This is a genomic window from Pseudomonas sp. AC172 (genome assembly GCF_979258595.1).
This window is the reverse complement of the sequence record NZ_OZ409868.1, coordinates 3,953,546-3,973,034: the sequence shown is the minus strand read 5'-3', so window position 1 is coordinate 3,973,034 and position 19,489 is coordinate 3,953,546. Positions and strand designations below refer to the sequence as shown.

Sequence of the window (19,489 nt, the reverse complement as noted above, 5' to 3'; positions counted from 1 at the left end):
AGGCGATGGCGGTACATAGATATTGTTTGCAACAAGCGCCCATGACCGCTCGGCACTCTTCATCAAACTGTCATGGAACTGTGGCAGCGCGCTTGTACAAACTTCATCAGACTCGCGCTCTACTGGGGTTCTGCGTTTCGGTGTTTTTCATGGCTAAGGTTTTTCTATCTGTCGCGGCTTTGTTGGCCGCGATTTTTTTCGGATCGTCGTCATGGGCGGCGGCGCGTTGCGATGTGAATGTGCCGACCGAACACGTCGATCTGCCGCAGGTGAGCCTGGCTTACCAGAGCATTGGTCGCGCATCGGATCCGGCGTTGTTGCTGGTCATGGGCCTGGGTGGACAGTTGATCCACTGGCCGGACGAAGTGGTCGTTGCGCTGTGCCAGCAGGGCTTTCGGGTGATTCGCTACGACAACCGCGACGTCGGTCTGTCGACCTGGCGACAGGCGCCGGTTGAAGCCAACCTGACCTTCGAAGTGCTGCGCTACAAGCTTGGTCTGCCGGTGGCGGCGCCGTACAGCCTGACCGACATGGCGGACGACGCGCTGGGCTTGATGGACGCGTTGCACGTCGAGCAATTTCACGTATTGGGCGCGAGCATGGGCGGAATGATTGCCCAGCACATGGCCGCGATGGCGCCGCAGCGGGTCGAAAGCCTGACATTGATCATGACCACTTCTGGCGCCGAAGGTCTGCCGGCTCCGAGTGCCGCGCTGGTGCAGTTGCTGTCGCGACGCGGTGCACCGAATCGTCAGGTGGCACTGGAGCAACAGGCGGATTTGCTCGCGGCGCTGGGTAGCCCGGCGGTGACGGATGATCGGCAGGCCTTGCTGCATCAGGCGGCGCTGTCGTATGACCGTGCATTCAACCCCGAAGGCGTGAAACGGCAGATCATGGCGATTCTTGCCGAGCCGAGCCGGGTGGCGTTGCTCAACCAATTGCGCGTGCCGACGCTGGTGGTGCATGGCACGGCGGACCCGTTGTTGCCGGTGATGCACGGTGTGCATCTGGCGGCGCATATTCGCGGCAGTCAGTTGAAACTGATCCCGGGGCTGGCGCATCGTTTTCAGGAGGCATTCAAGGAACCGTTGCTGGCGGCGGTGCTGCCGTATTTGCAGGCGCATCGTGAAGACACTTCGCACTGGGCGCAGATTGAGCCGGTGGTGGGGGGGAATCTGCTGTAACCGAGAAGTCTGCTGTTTCCCCATCGCTGGCAAGCCAGCTCCCACAGGTTCGGTGTGATCCTTGTGGGAGCTGGCTTGCCAGCGATGGCGGCATCACGGTCACCACAAAACGCTGCCCCGGTGTATCGTGCAAACTTTCCCGCACGATTTCCCCCCGCGAGGTGTGTGATGAGTTCTGCTCTGAAAATCGATTTTGTCAGCGACGTCTCCTGCCCTTGGTGCGTTGTCGGTTTGTATGGCTTGCTGGAAGCACTGCAAATCCTGCGCAACGAAGTGCAGGCCGAGATCCGTTTCCAGCCGTTCGAACTGAATCCGAAAATGGGCGCTGACGGGCAAAACATCGCCGAGCATATCCAAGAGAAGTACGGCTCGACGCCGGAGCAGTCGCAAAAAAATCGTGAAGCCATTCGCGCCCGTGGCGCCGAACTCGGGTTTGCCTTTCGCACCGACGGCAACAGCCGCATCTACAACACCTTCGATGCGCACCGCTTGCTGCACTGGGCAGGGCTTGAGGGGTTGCAGTTGCCGTTGAAAGAGGCGCTGTTCAAGGCGTACTTCAGTGATGGCGGCAATCCGTCGGATCACCGGCAACTGGTGCAGATTGCGGAAAACGTCGGGCTGGATCGTCAGCGTGCAGAAGCGATTCTGGCGTCCGATGAATTTGCCGATGAGGTGCGCGAAGAAGAGCAGTTGTGGCTGCAACGCGGGGTGAGTTCGGTGCCGACCGTGGTGTTCAACGAGCAGTACGCGGTGACTGGCGGGCAGCCGGTGGAGACGTTTGTCGGGGCGATTCGGCAGATTATGGCGGAGTCCAAGGGCGGTACCGTCAACTGAAGAGCAAAAGCCCCTCACCCTAGCCCTCCCGAAACGTCGGACCGCCCAGAGGGAGAGGGGACTGAATGGGGGATGCTGGAGTGATACGCCGACCTGAACGCGCTGTACCGAATCCATAATCGACCGGATCTTTCAGGTCGATGTCAGACGCATGACACCTCGGTCGGCCCCCTCTCCCAGTGGGAGAGGGCTGGGGTGAGGGTGGCTTTTGACCTTAGCTGTGCAGGCGAACCCAAACAGTCACCAAAACAGTGGCAGCCATCAACCAGGCCACCGCCGCCACCGCCAGTGAAGCCTCCAGCCGCAGCCGGTCCACCATCACATACAACGTCGCCAGATACACAAAGTACGGAATGATCGACCACATCCCGAAGACGATCGTGGTCTTCAGATCATCGATCGAACGTCCCTTGCCGACGATGTAATGCGCAATCAGCGCAAACGTCGGAAACAGCGGCACCAATCCAGCGATATAGTAGTTTTTGGTTTTCGACAGCGCCGCGATGATCAGTACTACCGCTGCGCCCAACAGGGCTTTGAAAAACAGATCCATCAGTGGCTCAACCCGTACTTCTTTACTTTGTCGAACAGCGTGGTCTTGGCCATACCCAATTCCAGACTCGCCTGAGTCAGGTTGCCGCCGCTGCGTTGCAGGGCATCGCTGAGCAGGTTGCGCTCGAACGCTTCCACCGCTTCGGCAAACCCCAGCCCTTGTCCGCCACTGTTGGCCCCCGACTTCTTGAACGCAGGCAGACCGAGGGCGAAGCGTTCTGCGACGTTGCGCAGTTCGCGCACGTTGCCCGGCCAGTCGTGGCTCATCAGGTTCGACAGGGTCTGGTTATCCAGCTCCGGCAGCGCGCGATCAAAGCGCAGGGCCGACTGCTGGGTGAAGTGTTCGAACAGTTGCAGGATGTCTTCGCGGCGTTCGCGCAGTGGTGGCAGCTCCAGCGTTACCACGTTGAGGCGGTAGTACAAGTCGCTGCGAAATTCGCCGGTCTTGCTCGACTCGTCGAGGTCGGATTTGGTCGCCGCGATCAACCGGCAATCCACCGCCACGCTCTGGTTCGAGCCGAGGCGTTCGAGGGTGCGTTCCTGCAACACGCGCAGTAGTTTGATCTGCAACGGCAGTGGCATGCTTTCCACTTCGTCGAGGAACAATGTGCCGCCGTCGGCGTGTTCGATCTTGCCGATCCGGCGTTTACCGGCGCCGGTGAAGGCGTTGGCCTCGTGGCCGAAAATCTCGCTTTCGAAAAGGTTTTCCGGCAGACCACCGCAGTTCAGCGCGACGAATTGCTTGCTGTGGCGCCGACTGAAGTCGTGCAGGCAACGCGCGACCAGCTCCTTGCCGGTGCCGGTCTCGCCCTCGATCAACACGTTGGCCGAGGTGTCGGCGACGTTGGCGATCAGCTCGCGCAGGTTTTGCATGGCCGGTGAGCGGCCGATGATCCGCCCCTCAAGGGAATCGCGCTCGGCCAGTTGCCGACGCAGCGACGACACTTCGCGGGCGAGGCTGCGTTGCTCCAGCGCGCGCCGTGCGACATCCACCAGACGCTCCGGCGAGAAGGGTTTTTCCATGAAGTCGTAGGCGCCTTTCTGCATCGCGCCGACGGCCATGGAAATGTCGCCATGGCCGGTGATCAACACCACCGGCAGGCTGCGATCGCGTTGCTTGAGGCGGGTCAACAGTTCCAGGCCATCGATGCCTGGCAGGCGGATATCGCTGATGACGATACCGGCAAAGTTGTCGCCGACACGCTCCAGCGCTTCCTCGGCACTGGCAACACCGACGCAGGGAATGTCTTCCAGGGTCAGCGCCTGTTGGCAGCCGAGCAGCACATGGGGGTCGTCTTCGACGATCAGTACACTGAGTTCGGGGTTCATATTGGCTCGGCGGGAGTAGGGCTTACCAACGGTAAACTGAGGACGAAGGTGGTGCCACCGCTGGCCGGGTGTTCAACACCCAGGTGTCCGCCGGTGGCGGCCGCGAGGCTGGCGGAAAGGGTCAAACCAAGGCCCAGGCCTTGTTCGCCGGGTTTGGTGGTGAAAAACGGTTCGAACAGATGCTTGCGCGCTTCGGCGTCGATGCCGTGGCCGTTGTCGCGCACGCGCAGGCGATACTTGGCGTTGAACTCTTCGCCCTCCAGCCACAGTTCGGGCTGGGGCTGCGCCTGCATGGCGTCAAGGGCGTTGCCGATGAGGTTGACCAGAATCTGTTCGAGGCGGGTCTGGTCGATCTGCACCTGGACATCAATTAACTGGCGGTGAATGTTGACCGCCGAACTTTCCAGGCGTGCACCGAGCAATTGCAGCGCCGCTTCCACGGCTTTGCCAAGGCTGGCCTGGCCCTGATTGTCACCACGTCGGGCGAACGAACGCAGGCTGGCGGTGATTCGGCCCATGCGGTCGATCAGCTCGTTGATGGTTTTCAGATTGGTGCTGGCGACATCCAGTTGACCGCGTTCGAGGAAGCGCACGGTGTTGCCCGACAGCGTGCGCATCGCCGCCAACGGCTGGTTCAATTCATGGGCAATGCTGGTCGACATCTGGCCGATGGCGGCGAGTTTTCCGGCCTGCACCAGCTCATCCTGCGCACGACGCAAGGTCTCTTCGGCCTGACGGCGTTCGCGGATCTGGCTTTTCAGTCGCTCGTTGCTGGCGCGCAGGTCAGTGGTGCGTTCGGTAATCCGACGCTCCAGTTGATTGTTGGCTTCCTGCAAGGCTTCTCGGGCCGCGAGGCGGGTGGCGATGACCTTGCGCCGCTCGTTCCAGGCGATCAGCAAGAAGGCGACCAACGCGAAGGCGACCGCGACGAGAATGCCTTGGTTGATCGCTTCACGGCGCAGGTCCTGCAACGGCGTGAGCAGGGTGAAATTCCACGGCGTATCGCTCAGTGGCCGGGTCTGCGCGAGATAGCTGATGTCGTCCTCGCCGGACTGCACTTCGCTGTTGGCCGGGAAGGTGAGTTTTTCTACGCCCTCGGACAAGGTTTCGCGAGCCAGAGGTTGCAGCTCGTTGAGCGGGAACCAGTAGTACTGCAGGCTGCGGGCGAGTTTTTCCTTGGTGGCTTCACTCAGGGGAATCACTGCTTTCAGGCGCCGGGCCGGATCGCTGGACAGAATGATGATGCCGTTTTCATCGCTGACGAAGGCTTCCAGACGCGCCCGCTGCCAGCGTTCTTCCATGGCTTCCAGGCGCACTTTGACCACCGCGACGCCGATGATCTTGCCATGCTCTTCGAGGCCGTGAGCGAGGTAATAACCGGGTTCGCCGTTGGTACTGCCGATGCCGTAGAAACGCCCGGGTTCGCCGCGTACGGCTTTCTGGAAATAGGCGCGGAAGGACAGGTCTTCACCGAGATAACTGTCGACATCGCGCCAGTTGCTGGTGGCCATGACGCGGCCGGTGGTGTCCATGACGTAGATGGCCCGACTGCGACTGCGCCGGTTCAGGCCTTCAAGGTAAGCGTTGACCGTTTCCCGGTATTGCGGGGTCGGGTCGGCCAACAGCTGCGACACACTGGTTTCGAGTTCCAGCAGGCTGGGCAGGTAGGTGTATTTGCTGATCTCGCTTTCGACCGCGCGGGCGTGCAGTTCGAGCTGACGCTGACCGTTCTCGCCGAGGCTGCGAATGCCGAAATGCTCACTGGTCCAGAAGCCGATAAAACCCAACCCGATCATCAGGGCGATGATCAGTGGCGGCAGGAACAAATGACGAATCAGACGGGGCTTCACGGCAAGTGATGGCGGCGCGGCGCGATAGAGATTGGGGTCGCATTTCATCACAGTTGCCTTGGGTCAACCACCACACTTGCAGGCTCACCGCTGTCCCTGTGGGAGCGAGCTTGCTCGCGAAGGGGGCGGATCAGTCAACATCAATGTTGAATGTCAGTCCGCTTTCGCGAGCAAGCTCGCTCCCACAGGGATCAGTGTGATGGCGCAAGTACTCGGTTTTAGTGCTGCAGGATTTTCTCGAGGAAGTGCTGCGCACGTTCGGAGCGGGCGCTGATGTCGCCGAAAAATTCCTCTTTCGGGCAGTCTTCGATGATCTTGCCGGCGTCCATGAAGATCACTCGGTCGGCCACTTTGCGCGCAAAGCCCATTTCGTGGGTCACGCACATCATCGTCATGCCTTCGTGGGCCAGTTGCACCATCACGTCGAGCACTTCGTTGACCATTTCCGGGTCGAGCGCCGAGGTCGGTTCGTCGAACAGCATGACGATCGGGTCCATCGCCAGCGCACGGGCAATCGCCACACGCTGTTGCTGACCACCGGACAGTTGTCCCGGATGCTTGTGCGCGTGCGCCGACAGACCGACGCGCTCGAGCAGTTGCAGACCTTTCTTGGTTGCCTCTTCCTTGCTGCGGCCCAACACCTTGATCTGCGCGATGGTCAGGTTTTCGGTGATGGTCAGGTGCGGGAACAGTTCGAAATGCTGGAACACCATGCCGACGCGCGAACGCAGTTTCGGCAGGTTGGTCTTCGAGTCGGCGATCGAGGTGCCGTCGACGACGATGTCGCCTTTCTGGAACGGCTCCAGCGCGTTGACGCATTTGATCAGGGTCGATTTTCCGGAACCCGAGGGGCCGCAGACCACGATCACTTCGCCTTTTTTGACCTCGGTGCTGCAATCAGTCAGTACCTGGAAGTCCCCATACCACTTGTTGATGTTCTTGATAGAGATCATACGGCGAACCTTTTTTGCAGACGCTTGACCAGCAGCGAGGCGGAAAAGCTGATGATGAAGTAGACGACACCGGCGAAGATCAGGAACTCGTTGGAGCGGCCAATGATGTCGCCGCTGGAGCGGGCGGAGTTGAGGAAGTCCACCAGGCCCACGGTGTAAACCAGCGAGGTGTCCTGGAACAGGATGATCGACTGTTGCAGCAGCAACGGCGTCATCTTGCGGAACGCCTGGGGCAGGATGATCAGACGCATGGTCTGGCCATAGGTCATGCCCATCGCCTGCGCGGCGGCCATCTGACCTTTGGGGATCGACTGAACACCGGCACGGACGATTTCGCAGAAGTACGCGGCTTCGAACATCATGAACGCCACGACGCAGGAGGTGAACGCGCCGATCGGGGTGTCTTCGCCAGTAATCCAGCGCAGCACGAACGGCACCGCCAGGTAGAACCAGGTGATCACCAACAGCAGCGGGATCGAACGGAAGTAGTTCACATAAGCGCCAGCAACGCGCGACAGCAGTTTGCTGGACGACAAGCGCATCAGCGCGAGAATCGTCCCCAGCACGATACCGCCGACCACGCCCATGACCATCAACTGCAAGGTCATGACCATGCCGTTCCACAGGCCCGGGATAGCGGGGATGATGCCGCTGAAATCGAAGTCCATTATTTACCCCCCACGGAGATCAGGCCGGGCACCGCGACTTTCTTCTCGACCATGCGCATCAGCAACATCAGGCTCATGTTCAGGGTGAAGTAGATCAGCGTGGCCAGGGTGAAGGCTTCAAACAGGTTGGCCGAGAACTCGGCGGTCTGTTTGGTTTGCGCCAGCAATTCCATCAGGCCGATCAAGGACGCCACGGAGGAGTTCTTGAAGACGTTGAGGAATTCCGAGGTGAGCGGCGGAATGATGATCCGGTAGGCCTGGGGCAGCAGCACGTTCCAGTAGATCTGCGGCAGCTTGAAACCCATGGCGCGGGCGGCGGCTTCCTGGCCCCGTGGCAGCGCCTGGATGCCGGTACGCACTTGTTCGCAAACGCGGGCAGCGGTGAACAGGCCCAGGCAGACGACAACGCTCAGGTAAGCCGAGGTGGTCGGATTGAGGTCCTGTTTGTACCAGTCCTGCAGGTTTTGCGGCAGCAGGTCGGGCACCAGGAAGTACCAGATGAACAGCTGAACCAGCAGCGGCACGTTGCGAAACAGTTCCACGTAGCAGGTCGCGATGCCCGACACGATGCGGTTTGGCACCGTGCGCATGACCCCCAGAATGGAGCCCAGCAGCAAGGCGATAATCCACGCCACGATGGCGATGGCAATGGTCCAGCCCAAACCGGTGACGTACCAGTCGAGATACGTCTCGCTGCCGACGCCGGTGGACTTGAAGAACACGCCCCAGTCCCAGTTGTAATTCATTAGGGTCTCCCCTCGAGATCGATCGATGTACAAGCACCCGCTTGGGGAAGATCCTTTCCCGCCTGACGTTGAACGTCAGGCACACGCGATCGGCTCGAAAACCGCCAGGTCGAGTGTTCCACAGTAAAGCCCGCAGGTAGTAACAGACGCCTGAGGGAGAGTGGCCCCCTCAGGCAATAAGGTTAGTCAGTAATCAGATTTTTACGTCAGGCGCCGGCTTGTCGCTCGGGTTGGCGATCAGATCTTTTACCTTGTCGCTCATCGGGAAGTTCAGGTTCAGGCCTTTTGGTGGAACCGGGCTTTCGAACCACTTGCTGTAGATCTTGTTGATCTCGCCAGACTTGTACAGGGCGACGATGGCGTCATCGACAGCCTTCTTGAATGCCGGGTCGTCTTTACGAACCATGCACGCGTAGGCTTCGAAGGACTGTGGAGTACCGGTGATGATCCAGTCAGCCGGTTTCTTGGCCTTGGCTTCTTCGCCGGCCAGCAGCGCGTCGTCCATCATGAAGGCTACGGCGCGGCCGCTTTCCAGCATGTTGAAGGATTCGCCGTGGTCTTTGGCGGAGATGATGTTCATGCCCATCTGCTTGTCGGCGTTCATCGCTTTGATGATGCGCTCGGACGTGGTGCCCGCGGTGGTCACGACGTTCTTGCCTTTCAGGTCGGCGAAGTCAGCGTAGGACGGCTTGCCATCCTTGTCTTTCTTGACCAGCAGACGGGTGCCGATTTCGAAGATGTTGACGGTGAAGTCGACTTGCTGGGCGCGCTCGGCGTTGTTGGTGGTGGAGCCGCACTCGATATCCGCGGTACCGTTCTGGATCAGCGGGATACGGGTTTGCGAGGTCACCAGGTTGTATTTGACCTGCAGGTCTGGCTTGTTCAGGTCTTTTTTCAGGGCCTCGACGATGGCCACTTGAATGTCGTGGGAGTAGCCGACTGGCTTGCCGGAAGCGTCCGCGATGTAGGAAAACGGAATGGAGCTGTCGCGGTGAGCGAGCGTGATGGTGCCCGAATCGTTGATTTTCTTCAGGGTGCCGGTGAGTTCGGCGGCGAAAACTGGCGTGCTGATCAGAGCGGCCGCAATGGCTGCGCCCAGGATGTGGGGAACGATGCGCATCAAATTTTCCTCGACATTGTTTTTTTTATGGAGCCAGTTTGTCGGCCCTTTTGTGCTTCGAATGCCTGACGGCTCCTGAAGTGTTGGCGCAACAGGCATTCGTCGAGAGAGTGTAGAGCATGAGTCGTGCCAGGCCAGTCGTAGATATTTAACTTGATGATTTATAACGTTATTAAAGTTTTGTGGCGGTATTTTTCACCCTGACTGATCCGGTTAACCGAATCGACCGTAGAGTCGCGTTCGGTAAACCGAACGCGACGCCTCAGCGCCACACCGGCAGACAATCAAACACGAACAGCACATGGGACGTCGCACAGATCACCCCGAACAACAGCACCAGAACGATCATCGGCGTGCCGCCCCACACGCGATAGCGCGGGCTGCCAAAGCGCTTGCGCGAAGCGCGTGCCAGCAGCGCCGGGGTGATCACCGCCCACAACGTTGCCGCCAACCCGGCGAAACCGATGGCATGCAGAAAGCCTTCCGGCCAGAGAAAACCACTGAGCATCGGCGGGCCGAACGTCACGGCCGCCGTCTGCAGGCGACCGACGGGGCTGTCGTCGAACTTGAGCACATCGGCCAGGTAATCGAACAACCCCAGGGTCACCCCGAGAAACGAACAGGCCACGGCGAAATTGGAGAAAAACGTCAGCAGCAGATCGACGTTGGCGCTGTTGAGCCGTGCCCCCAGGGCGCTGATCAGCACATCGATGTTGCCGCCGCGCTGGGCAATGTCCCTGAACGCGTCGCGGGGAACGTTGCCCATGCTGCACAGCATCCACACCAGATACAGCGCCAGTGCGATCAAGGTGCCGCCGACCAGACAGGCGCGAATCCGCTGTGGATCCTTGCCGTAGTGCTTCATCAGGCTCGGCACGTTGCCGTGAAAACCGAACGAAGTCAGGCAGAAGGGCAGGGTCACCAGCAAATAGGGCCAGTAGTGGCTGTCGCCGCTGTTCAGATCAAGCAGTGTGGTGCTTTGCACATGGCCCAGCAAACCGCCGAAAGTCAGAAAGAACGCGAGGATTTTTGCGCCGAACACCAGCGTGGTCATGCGACTCACCGCCGTGGTACTCAGCCAGACAATGAACGCCACCAGCAGCGTGAACCCCAGACCGCCGGCGCGCGATGACAATTCAAGCCCGAAGGATTGCGCGGTGTGGTGAATCACTGAGCCGCTGGCGGAAATGTAGGCGTACGTCAGGGTGTAGAGGACAAACACAATGCTCAAGCCGTTCAAACGGCTCCAGCCATGGCCGAGCAGATCCCGGGTGATCGTGGAGAAACTCGCGCCTTCGCGGTAGTTGAGATTGGCCTCGAGGATCATCAGGCCTGAGTGCAAGGTGCAGAACCAGGCAAACAGCAGCACGGCGACGGAGCCGTAGAACCACAGCCCGGACATGATCACCGGCAGCGAGAACATGCCGGCACCGACGATGGTGCCGCCGATGATCATGGCGCCGCCAAGGATCGACGGCGAGCGTTCGACAGCGGGAACGGAGGATATTGAGGTGACGCGCATGGCAAGGCCTGCAATTTGAATTGTTATAGGTGCATCGACGCAAGGTCCCCCTGTGGGAACGAGCCTGCTCGCGAATGCGGTCTGGCAGACGAAGTTGATGTCGACTGACACGACGCCTTCGCGAGCAGGCTCGCTCCCACAGGGATCGTGGTTTAGGCGATGTTGAGCAAACGAGCTAACCGTTGAACATTCGCCAGCAAAAAGCCGTCCTGCCCCGGCAGCGCATCGAACGACAGGCCCACTGGCAGCTCACCCGCGGCCGCCACCGGAACGCTGATGCTCGGCGCCGCCAGGTTGCTCGCCGGGTCGGTATTGCGCACGAAGGTTTCGAAATTGCTCTCATCCGCGCAAGCGCTGAGCAGTGGTGCGCTGCAAGTGACGGTCGGGTAAGCCAGCAGATCCAGCTGATGACGGTTGAACAGAGCGCGGTACTCCTTCTCCAGACACAGCTTGCTCATCAGCGCCTGCACGTAGTCGGTGTAGGAAATCGCTGGGCTTTCCAGTTGGGCGGTGAGGATTTTCTTGATCGCCGGATCGCGAATCTGCGCGAGGATGTCGAGGAACTGTTCGCCGCGCCCTGCTTTCATCAGGAAGCGTGGAAAGTCGATGAAGAACTCATAGATCGGCAGCGGAAACTGAATGCTCTCGTTGATCTCGCCAATCACGGAATCGTCGACCGGCACAATGATTACGCCGCGCTCGGCCAGGCTATCAATGGCCGCGCGGCAAGCGCGTTGCACGTTGTCAGCGAGGTCGGTCCAGAGAAAACGCTCGGGAATGCCAATGCGCAACGGTCGGGTTTCAGGCTGATGCAGGCTGCCGGTCAATTGCGCGTGAATGAACTGGCAGTCTTCCACGGTGCGGGTCAGCAGGCCCGGGGTGTCTTTGGTTTGCGACACCGGGACGATGCCGTCCACCGGATATACGCCGGTGGTGGGGCGAAACCCGACAATCCCGCAGAACGCCGCCGGTATCCGTACCGAACCGCCGGTGTCGGTGCCGACCGCGCACGCCACCAGCCCGGCGGCGACTGCCGCCGCGCAACCGCCGCTGCTGCCACCGGCACTGTGGCGTTCGTTGACAGGGTTGATCACCGCGCCATGGGAATGGTTGGCCGAGGTCACGCCGAACGACAATTCGTGCATGTTGTTCTTGCCGACAATCTGCGCGCCCAATTGGCGGAAGCGCTCGACGATGCCGGCATCGGCCGTTGGCACATAGTCGGCCAGCCCGGGCGTACCGGCGGTGGTCGGCAGGCCGCTGACGTTGATGTTGTCCTTGAACGACACCGGCAGGCCATACAGTGCGCTGTCGCGTTCGGCAGCATTTGCCTTGAACGCTGACGGGTCGAAGGTGATGAAACTGTTCAGGTGTTGCATCTGCACATGACGCTCGCGCAGGGCATGCTGCCAGGTGTCCGGGCAGTGTTGGCCACTGCGAAAGCCGTTGACGAGCTGTTCAATTGAAAGCTGGCTGTACATGGATGATTCTCGGCGAAAAAAGGGACTGGGTCAGCAGTAGCGGTACTGCGAGTGCAAGTCGTCGAGCGGGTTGCCGGCAATGAGGTCGCCGCCCAGGCTGCTGATCACCGCGCACGCACCGTTGAGCGCGGTTTGAATCGCGCCTTCGGCCCAGCCGCCAGTGAACGAGGCGCCGCAACCGGCCAGGTACAAACCGGTGTCCTGTTTCGGATCGAGTGCGGTGCGGAACTGATAAAACAGGCGCTCGGAGTAAATGTCGTCGCCGGGGAAATTCAGCTTGAAAGCGCCGAGTGCGTGCTTGTCGGTCAGCCAGTCGTATTCCAGGACGTAGCGCTGGTAGTCATCGTCCAGCGGGAGCAGATGGCTGGCAAATTCCGGTGCACTCATCGCCAATTCATCGACCAGACGCAGGCAGCGCTGCACCTTGTCGGTCATCGAAACCATCTTGTGCGAGTCGTCTTCCCAGGTGTAACTGATCAGCACCACGCCCCAGGAATCCGGATCGTGCGGCGCATAGTCGAGGCAATACACGCCCTTGACCAGGGTGTCGGTCTGGATGTTTTGCGCCAGGCCATGTTTGAGCCAGAACTTGTCCTTGGTCAGGATGAACAGCTTGGATGAGCCGACCATGTGCGTTTCGTTGATCGCCCGCGCGACGTCGCGATTGACGAAGGCCTGGTTCTGCGTGAGCTTGAGGTTCACTTGCAGGGCGCGGGTCGTGGTGGTGGTGATCACCCGGTCGCAGGCGTAGGTTTCGCCGTTGCTGCCGGCCAGCAGAATTTCGCCTTTCGGCCCTTTGTTGATCGATTCAATGCGTGTGCGGCAAATCATGTCGCGCACCTGAATACCGTTGAATTCGCTGTCGGCAATCCGCTCGGCCAGCGAAGAAATACCGTTGGGAACCAGACGCTGATTGACCTCCAGCGCATTCACCACCAGCCGCAGGATCTCGGTGAACGAGGCGCGGTACACCGACTGGAAACCGCCCGAGCCAATGCCCAGCGAGCCGAACAGATGGAAGTCTTCGGGCTTGCGCCACGGCTTGCCGCCCGGCGGCTTTTTGCCGGTGAAGATGCGTACCATCGCCGAGTAGAACGAGCTGTCGCCGAAGCAGTCCAGATAGCGTTGCCACTCGGGCTGCACTTCGCAGTAATTGTGCTGCTTGAGCAATTCGGTGATCAGCAGCGGTGGCGCCAGACACGTGCCGTCATCGAGGGTGACGCCTTCACTGAGAAAGGCGATCCAGCCCTGGTGCACGGTGCTGAACAGCGCTGGCGGCGGTTGCATGGCTGCCCAGTGATGGGCCTCGCCACGGTAGTGAATTTCGGTGTCGACGACGCCCGGATCGGGAAACGCTTCGGTGGTCTGGATGCCGAATCGGTTGAGGTAATGAAACAGACCGACCTCACTCGGCGGAAAGCGCATGGCGCCCATTTCCGCGATGAATTGTGGCTGTTCCTCGTCAAAGCACTGCGTCAGCAGGCGCCCGCCGACATGCGCAGGTTCGGCTTCAAACAACGTCACGCGGCGCGCACCGGCGCGCAGCAGTTCATAAGCGGCGACCAGCCCGCTGAGGCCGGCGCCGACGATGCCGATGTGTTTCTCGGCAGTTTCCGCTGGCAGGTAACCGATGGCTTCCTCGGCACTGCGCAGGAACTGGCCATAGTCATACAGCAGATCGACGTAGGGAAAAGACAGGCACGCGGACGCCTGACTGACATCATGGGAAATAGGTTTCACAGGGGGACTTCTCGATCGATCAGATAATGAGCTGCAGGCTTTCAAGGGCGCGTGCGGGGTTGAGCAACAGGATTTTCTTGCCGTGAATCTTCCACGTGCCATCGATGTTGATCAGTTGATGTTCGACGGTTACCGGGTAGTGCCATTCATTGTCGCCGCGTGCTTCGCAATAGAGCATGTTGGAACTGGCGAAGGCGCTGAACGTGGCTGCGTCGAGGGTGATGCGCGGACGCTGGGCGATGTGCAGGCTGCGGCTCTTGGGTTGCTGGGAAAAGTTGCGCGCGTTGGCCAGCCGGTTGATCCGCAGCGTGGTCAGAAAACGGTCTTCGTACACCAGCGATGATTCGCGCAACGGGCTGACCTGCTCACGGGTCATGGGAATCCAGTAGTGGTAGTCATCGCTGAGCAGCTGTTGCCAGGCATCGAAATCCTGCTGGTCGAGCAAGTGCAGTTCGGTTTCGATCAGTTGCTCGATGGCGTGGTGATTAGATTGATCGTGTTGCATGGTCGTCCCGCATCAAGTGCTGCCAACTGTTATAGAAATTACGCATGGCCATTTCGCTGGTGCCGGACACCACTTGGGTCTGCGCGTAGGATTCGTTCGGGCTGAACAGGCGGGCGACGTTGACCCATTCGTTGGCGTCGCTGCCCAGGCCTTCCATGGCCCGTTCGTACATTTCCACGTCGTCGTGGGCGACCATCGAGCACGGCGAGTTGATCAGGTTGTTGTACTGCACGGTCCTTTCCAGCAACTGCACCGGGGCGCCTTGCAGTTCGAAGATCCATGACTCGACAATGGTTTCGCGGGCGCTGACCGGTTTGATCACACGCAAGGTCTGGATCGGTCCCTTGACCATCAGGTTGGGGAAATACACGGTGTTGTGGCGGGTGTCGTCGAGGATCGCCCGAGCTTGGTCTTCACCGTAGCTTTCGACCATCAAGTCCCAGTAACCGGGGATGTCGGTGTAGGCCTTGTGAATCGAATTACTCACCCCGGTGTGCCCGTGGCCATTGGGCCAGACGCGAATGCCCATGCCGGCGAAAAACTCGTAGGAGGCCATGAACGGCGAGAACAGTTCGACCGCCATCGGTGGTTTTCCCTCATCGCCGGTTTCCTGCCACAGGCGTATGGCTTCGCCGGCCGAAGATTCGTGGGCGATCATCGGGTGGCAGGTGTCGGTCTGGTTGTCGACGACCATTTTCCAGTTGCAGCGATGGCGATGCAGCAGCGGCTGGCCGATCACTTTCAGCTGACCAAGCGGCGAGCGCATGACCATGTTGTCGAGCGTCGACAGCGACTCGCCGAAAAATTCCTCGAAGCCGATGCCTTCTTCTGTCAAACGGACAAACACGAAGCCGCGATAGTTGTGCACCGCGTTCACCGGGCGCATGCCTTTGTGCGCGGAACAACTGCTGAGGTCGCAGTCGTCGTATTCCTTTTTCACCGGAATGCTCAGCAGCTCGCCGTCAGTCTTGAACGTCCAGGCGTGGTAAGGGCAACGCATGAAACGGCCGACATTGCCGCGCGCTTCGGCGAGGACTTTCACACCTTTGTGCGGGCAGCGGTTGTGCAGCACGACGATGGCGCCGTTCTTTTGCCGAACCATGGCCAGCGGCTGTTGCGCGAGGGTGGTGGTGAAGTAGTCACCGGTCTCAGGGATCAGGCTGTCGTGACCCAGGTAACACCAGCTCGCAGCGAATACGCGCTGCTGTTCCTGTTCGAAAAGCGCCTGATCAAGGAACAGAGATTTATGCACTTCTCTGCCATTGAAATAGTTGTCCAACGGGGTGTCCTCTCTCAGATCGCCAGTTTCAGGCGCGGGCTTTTGGCACGGGAGACGCAGGGGTAGATTCGCGCACTGCACGCCGCTTCCTGTTCGCTCATGATGAAGTCGCGGTGATCGACTTCGCCTTCGAGTACGTCCAGCGCACAGACGCCGCATTCACCACGACGGCAGTCGTACAGCGGATCGAGTCCGGCCGCCTCCAAGGCTTCGAGCAGCGACTGTTGCGGGCCGACATTGACGTTGACGCCGGAGTCGGCCGCTTCGATGACAAAGCCTTGCGCGGCGTCATCGCGGGCCACGTTGAACACTTCCAGATGGATCTGCTCACGCGCCAGGCCAACGCTTTCGGCGTGGCTGAGCACGGCGCTGAGCATCGCCGCCGGGCCGCAGACATACAGACGGTCATCGGCGCTCAAGTCGGCAAGCACCTCGCTGATTGCCGGGCGACTGCCGGAGAGGTGCAGTTGCAGGCGTTCTCGCAACTGTTCTTGCAGGTGCCGGGCGTAGACCGCGTCGTCGGCGCTCTTGGCGAAGTAATGCAGGTGCGCAGGGCGGTTCAACGCGTCGAGGTGGCGCAGGATGCCGGTCAGCGGCGTGATGCCGATGCCGCCAGCAATCGCGATGTCACGTCCGCGGTCAGCGTCGAGCGGGTAGTTGAAGGTGTTCAGCGGACCTTCAAGCTCCACACTGTCATTGACCGCCAAGGTGCTGATGTACCGGCTGCTGGCGGAGTCCGGCGAGAGACGGATGGCGAAGGTGAACTGGCCATCCGCAACCTCGTCCACATGCACCGTCGAGTAATGCCGACAGTCGTCCAGCCCCGGGATCAGCCATTTGAAGTGCGCACCGGCATGGGTCATGTCCGACAGGGAAGCCGGACCGCTGACGGTGACTTCCTTGATCGACGCCGAGAGCATTCGGCAGTGGGTGACGGTGTATTTCATGCAGGCTTTTCCTGGCTGATCGGTGTTTCGTGCAGGTACAGCCACTGGACGTCGTGGTGCTGGACACGCAGGATCGCCAGCGAAATACGCGAGGTTTCGCTCTGATTCAGGCGATGGGTTTCCTTGTAGCGCAGGGCCACGGTCGAGCCTTCGTGCCAGACCGTGTGCAAGTCGCTGATCAGAATCTCCAGACCTTTGCGGGCGCCGACGGCGCCGCTGAACAGTTGCTCGACTTGTGCCCGACCGACCACGGCGGCCGACGTGGTGACCATGCTGAAGTGCTCGGCGAACACCGCCATCAGCGGCGCGATGGCCTCTGCGCCAGCACCGTCGGCATCGGTGAAGACACGGTGAATCAGTTCGTGCACGTGGTGAATACTGTGTTGCGCTCGTTCAACCAGGTTGTTGTTCATGGCATTCCTTTGGAGGGTTCAATTGACTCATCTGAAACAGCGGGAACAGCCCGACCAGTGCCGCAATCGCGAACGTCGCGTGGTAGGCCTGTGTGGTGTCGAACTGCTTGAGCAGCACATTGAAAATCATCAGAAACAACGCCGCACCGAGGCTGAACGACATCTGCCGATTGATGTTCCAGATCACACTGGCCTTGTGTGTATCGCCGCCGGAGAAGTCCATCAGCGAGGTGGTTTGTGCGGTGTTGGCGCCGATGCCACCGCCGATGCCCATCAGGCTGTAAGCGATGACGATCACCCACAGGTCCGTTGGCGCGCTGACCAGCATCAGCGTGGCGATGCCGGCGCTGTGCAGCAGCATGCCGAGGGTGAACAGACGTTTCGCGCCGACGCGGTTGTAGACCCGGCCGCAAATCGTCATCGCAATGAAGGCGCCGATGGCGTAGAGGATCATGAACATCCCGGTCAGCCGGGCACTGAAGTGCAGGGTGTTCTGCAGGAAGAAAATGCTCATCAGATTGACCCCGGTGAACACGCCGGGGATCGCGTAATAGATGAAGATCGAGGTGCTGAGTTTTTTACTTTTGAGCAGGCTCAATTCGATGATCGCGTTGCTGCAGCCGCGGTAGTGCCGCAGGTACAGCACGATGAACAGCAAACCCGCCGCGACACAGCTCAACGCGGCCAGCGCCGGGTAGTCGCCGCCGTACAGCGACATGCCCATCAGCAGGCTGGCGAGTGCGGCACTGACCAGTAGCAGGCCTTTGATGTCCGGGCGCGGCAGATCGGTCGGTTTGCTTTCCTTGATCCAGAACCACGACAGCCCGGCAGCGATCAACGAGAACGGGATGTTGCTGTAGAACACCCAACGCCATGAACTGCTGTCGACGATGATGCCGCCGACTGTCGGCGAAATGGCCGGGGCAATCAGCGCGACGGCCATCACCAGTGTGGATATCCTGGCCCGCTGCTCGCCCTGAAACAGATTGAAGGTCAGCGCCTGACCGACCGGAATCAGCAGCCCGCCACCAATGCCCTGCACGAACCGCCAGATCACCAGCTCGTGGAAACTGTCGGCCATGCCGCACATCCACACAGAACCGGTGAACACCAGCATCGAAGCGGTCAGAATCTCGCGGCTGCCAAAACGCCCGGCCAGCCAGGTGCTGACCGGAATAATCAGGGTCAGGCCAAGAATATAAGCATTGGCGACCCACGCCACCGATGAAGTACTGACCTGTAAAGTTGCCGATATACTGGGCAATGCCACAGCCGACATAAATATGTTTATACAGTCAATAAAAAAGCCGATCAGAAAGATCAGCGCAATTTTATAGCGATAGTTCATGTTGTATCCCCTTTGCCGCGCAGCATAGGGGCGATGGACTTGAAGTGTCGATACGACTATGCTTAAAACAATGTTTGACAGGATTTAACAGTGAGCCATAGCGCCATGCACTCTCATCTTAATCGGGTTCAGACGTTCCTTGCGGTGGTGGATTTTGGTTCTTACACCAAGGCCGCGAATTATCTGAGTATCAGCAAAGCCATGGCCAGCCTGCATGTCAAGGCGCTGGAAGAAGTGTTGTCGGCGACGCTGTTGATCCGCAATACTCGCAATATATCGCTGACCGAAATAGGTCAGGAGTTTTATGAGGAGTTCAAGGGTATTGTCGCGGACATCGATAATGCGTTTGATAATGTCCTGAAAGGTAATAATCGGGTGTCCGGAAAGTTACGGATTAGTTCAACCAGTGAATACGGTGAAAAGTATATTCTGCCGTTGATCCCTCTGTTCTCCGAGCGTTATCCGGAAATTCGTCTGTGCTACAACTTCAACTCTTCGTTGAATGATCTGGTCGCGGAAAAACTGGATCTGGTGATCCGTCTGGGCAACTTGGCGGATTCGGCATTCAAAAGTCGCAAGTTGGCCGATTATGAAATCGTGCTGGTGGCCACCGAGGCATTTCTCGCCCGGCATCCGGTGCGGGAACCGCAGGATCTGAACAGCGTGCCGTGGATTGCCAACAGTAATTTACAGGCGCCGACCCAGTGGACATTGCGTCATGGCCAAGGGCAGGGCGTCGAGGTTGGCGGTACCAGCCACTTCGAGTCGAACTCGTCGACGGCGATTCGCTCGATGACGTTGTCGTCCCTGGGCGTGTCGGTTCTGCCGGCGTGGGTGGTGGCCGATGACATTGCTGCCGGGCATCTGGTGCGCTTGCTGCCGGAGTATTCGTTGCCTTCGCAGTCGATCAATGTGGTATTTCCGAACACCCCGCATCTGCCACACAAGTCACGGGCGTTCATTGATTTTCTGTTGTTGCACCTGGCGCAGTGATGCTGGCCCAAAAGCCCCTCACCCT

18 protein-coding genes are annotated in these 19,489 nt (G+C 59.6%); 3 read left to right on the top strand and 15 right to left on the bottom strand.

The annotated features are described in order from the left end of the window. Window positions 1-149: 149 nt before the first annotated feature. The gene (locus tag ACZ0A4_RS17895; protein WP_463575803.1) at window positions 150-1,184 is read left to right on the top strand and encodes an alpha/beta fold hydrolase; all 1,035 of its coding nucleotides are present in this window, start codon (window positions 150-152) and stop codon (window positions 1,182-1,184) included. A gap of 168 nt (window positions 1,185-1,352) precedes the next feature. Beyond that, window positions 1,353-2,018, top strand: coding sequence for a DsbA family oxidoreductase (locus tag ACZ0A4_RS17890; RefSeq protein ID WP_463575802.1), 666 nt, complete (start codon window positions 1,353-1,355; stop codon window positions 2,016-2,018). A gap of 214 nt (window positions 2,019-2,232) precedes the next feature. Here ACZ0A4_RS17890 and ACZ0A4_RS17885 read toward each other — a convergent pair whose 3' ends face one another. The 15 genes from ACZ0A4_RS17885 to ACZ0A4_RS17815 all read right to left on the bottom strand — a co-directional run bounded on the left by ACZ0A4_RS17885 (window position 2,233) and on the right by ACZ0A4_RS17815 (window position 18,471). Next, window positions 2,233-2,571, bottom strand: coding sequence for a GlpM family protein (locus tag ACZ0A4_RS17885; protein WP_463575801.1), 339 nt, complete (start codon window positions 2,569-2,571; stop codon window positions 2,233-2,235). Next, complete coding sequence (aauR, locus tag ACZ0A4_RS17880; protein ID WP_463575799.1) at window positions 2,571-3,899, bottom strand: two-component response regulator AauR; 1,329 nt, start codon at window positions 3,897-3,899, stop codon at window positions 2,571-2,573. The genes ACZ0A4_RS17885 and aauR overlap by 1 nt, the downstream gene beginning before the upstream one ends. Further along, on the bottom strand, window positions 3,896-5,797 hold the full coding sequence (gene aauS / locus ACZ0A4_RS17875; protein WP_463575798.1) for a two-component sensor histidine kinase AauS: 1,902 nt from the start codon (window positions 5,795-5,797) through the stop codon (window positions 3,896-3,898). The genes aauR and aauS overlap by 4 nt, the downstream gene beginning before the upstream one ends. Before the next feature lie 170 nt (window positions 5,798-5,967). Then, entirely contained in the window at window positions 5,968-6,702 is a 735-nt protein-coding gene (locus ACZ0A4_RS17870) for an amino acid ABC transporter ATP-binding protein (RefSeq protein WP_007963947.1), read from the bottom strand. Then, window positions 6,699-7,370: an amino acid ABC transporter permease gene (locus ACZ0A4_RS17865; RefSeq protein ID WP_003227756.1), complete on the bottom strand. Its 672-nt coding sequence runs from the start codon at window positions 7,368-7,370 to the stop codon at window positions 6,699-6,701. The genes ACZ0A4_RS17870 and ACZ0A4_RS17865 overlap by 4 nt, the downstream gene beginning before the upstream one ends. After that, window positions 7,370-8,116 carry an amino acid ABC transporter permease gene (locus ACZ0A4_RS17860; RefSeq protein ID WP_008079435.1) on the bottom strand — a complete coding sequence of 249 codons (747 nt, stop codon included), beginning with the start codon at window positions 8,114-8,116 and terminating at the stop codon, window positions 7,370-7,372. Before ACZ0A4_RS17860 ends, ACZ0A4_RS17865 begins: the two co-directional genes overlap by 1 nt. Before the next feature lie 193 nt (window positions 8,117-8,309). Beyond that, a complete protein-coding gene (locus ACZ0A4_RS17855) occupies window positions 8,310-9,236 on the bottom strand; it encodes a glutamate/aspartate ABC transporter substrate-binding protein (RefSeq protein WP_077574373.1) in 927 nt (308 codons plus the stop codon). A gap of 262 nt (window positions 9,237-9,498) precedes the next feature. Continuing rightward, window positions 9,499-10,758: a tryptophan permease gene (gene mtr, locus ACZ0A4_RS17850; protein ID WP_463575797.1), complete on the bottom strand. Its 1,260-nt coding sequence runs from the start codon at window positions 10,756-10,758 to the stop codon at window positions 9,499-9,501. A 152-nt stretch (window positions 10,759-10,910) separates the two neighbouring features. Beyond that, a complete protein-coding gene (locus tag ACZ0A4_RS17845) occupies window positions 10,911-12,239 on the bottom strand; it encodes an amidase family protein (RefSeq protein WP_463575796.1) in 1,329 nt (442 codons plus the stop codon). Between the two features lie 30 nt (window positions 12,240-12,269). After that, window positions 12,270-13,979: an NAD(P)/FAD-dependent oxidoreductase gene (locus tag ACZ0A4_RS17840; protein ID WP_463575795.1), complete on the bottom strand. Its 1,710-nt coding sequence runs from the start codon at window positions 13,977-13,979 to the stop codon at window positions 12,270-12,272. 19 nt (window positions 13,980-13,998) lie between these two features. Then, on the bottom strand, window positions 13,999-14,484 hold the full coding sequence (locus ACZ0A4_RS17835; protein WP_463575793.1) for an aromatic-ring-hydroxylating dioxygenase subunit beta: 486 nt from the start codon (window positions 14,482-14,484) through the stop codon (window positions 13,999-14,001). Then, window positions 14,465-15,763 (bottom strand): Rieske 2Fe-2S domain-containing protein, encoded by a 1,299-nt coding sequence (locus tag ACZ0A4_RS17830; RefSeq protein ID WP_463575791.1) that lies wholly within the window; start codon window positions 15,761-15,763, stop codon window positions 14,465-14,467. Before ACZ0A4_RS17830 ends, ACZ0A4_RS17835 begins: the two co-directional genes overlap by 20 nt. A gap of 14 nt (window positions 15,764-15,777) precedes the next feature. Continuing rightward, window positions 15,778-16,710 carry a flavin reductase family protein gene (locus tag ACZ0A4_RS17825; protein ID WP_463575790.1) on the bottom strand — a complete coding sequence of 311 codons (933 nt, stop codon included), beginning with the start codon at window positions 16,708-16,710 and terminating at the stop codon, window positions 15,778-15,780. Then, window positions 16,707-17,123: a DUF4440 domain-containing protein gene (locus tag ACZ0A4_RS17820; RefSeq protein ID WP_463575789.1), complete on the bottom strand. Its 417-nt coding sequence runs from the start codon at window positions 17,121-17,123 to the stop codon at window positions 16,707-16,709. The genes ACZ0A4_RS17825 and ACZ0A4_RS17820 overlap by 4 nt, the downstream gene beginning before the upstream one ends. Then, on the bottom strand, window positions 17,104-18,471 hold the full coding sequence (locus ACZ0A4_RS17815) for an MFS transporter (protein ID WP_463575788.1): 1,368 nt from the start codon (window positions 18,469-18,471) through the stop codon (window positions 17,104-17,106). Before ACZ0A4_RS17815 ends, ACZ0A4_RS17820 begins: the two co-directional genes overlap by 20 nt. A 105-nt stretch (window positions 18,472-18,576) precedes the next feature. On the opposite strand from ACZ0A4_RS17815, the gene ACZ0A4_RS17810 reads away from it, so the two are divergent. Then, window positions 18,577-19,464 (top strand): LysR family transcriptional regulator, encoded by an 888-nt coding sequence (locus tag ACZ0A4_RS17810; RefSeq protein WP_463575787.1) that lies wholly within the window; start codon window positions 18,577-18,579, stop codon window positions 19,462-19,464. Window positions 19,465-19,489: the final 25 nt, after the last annotated feature.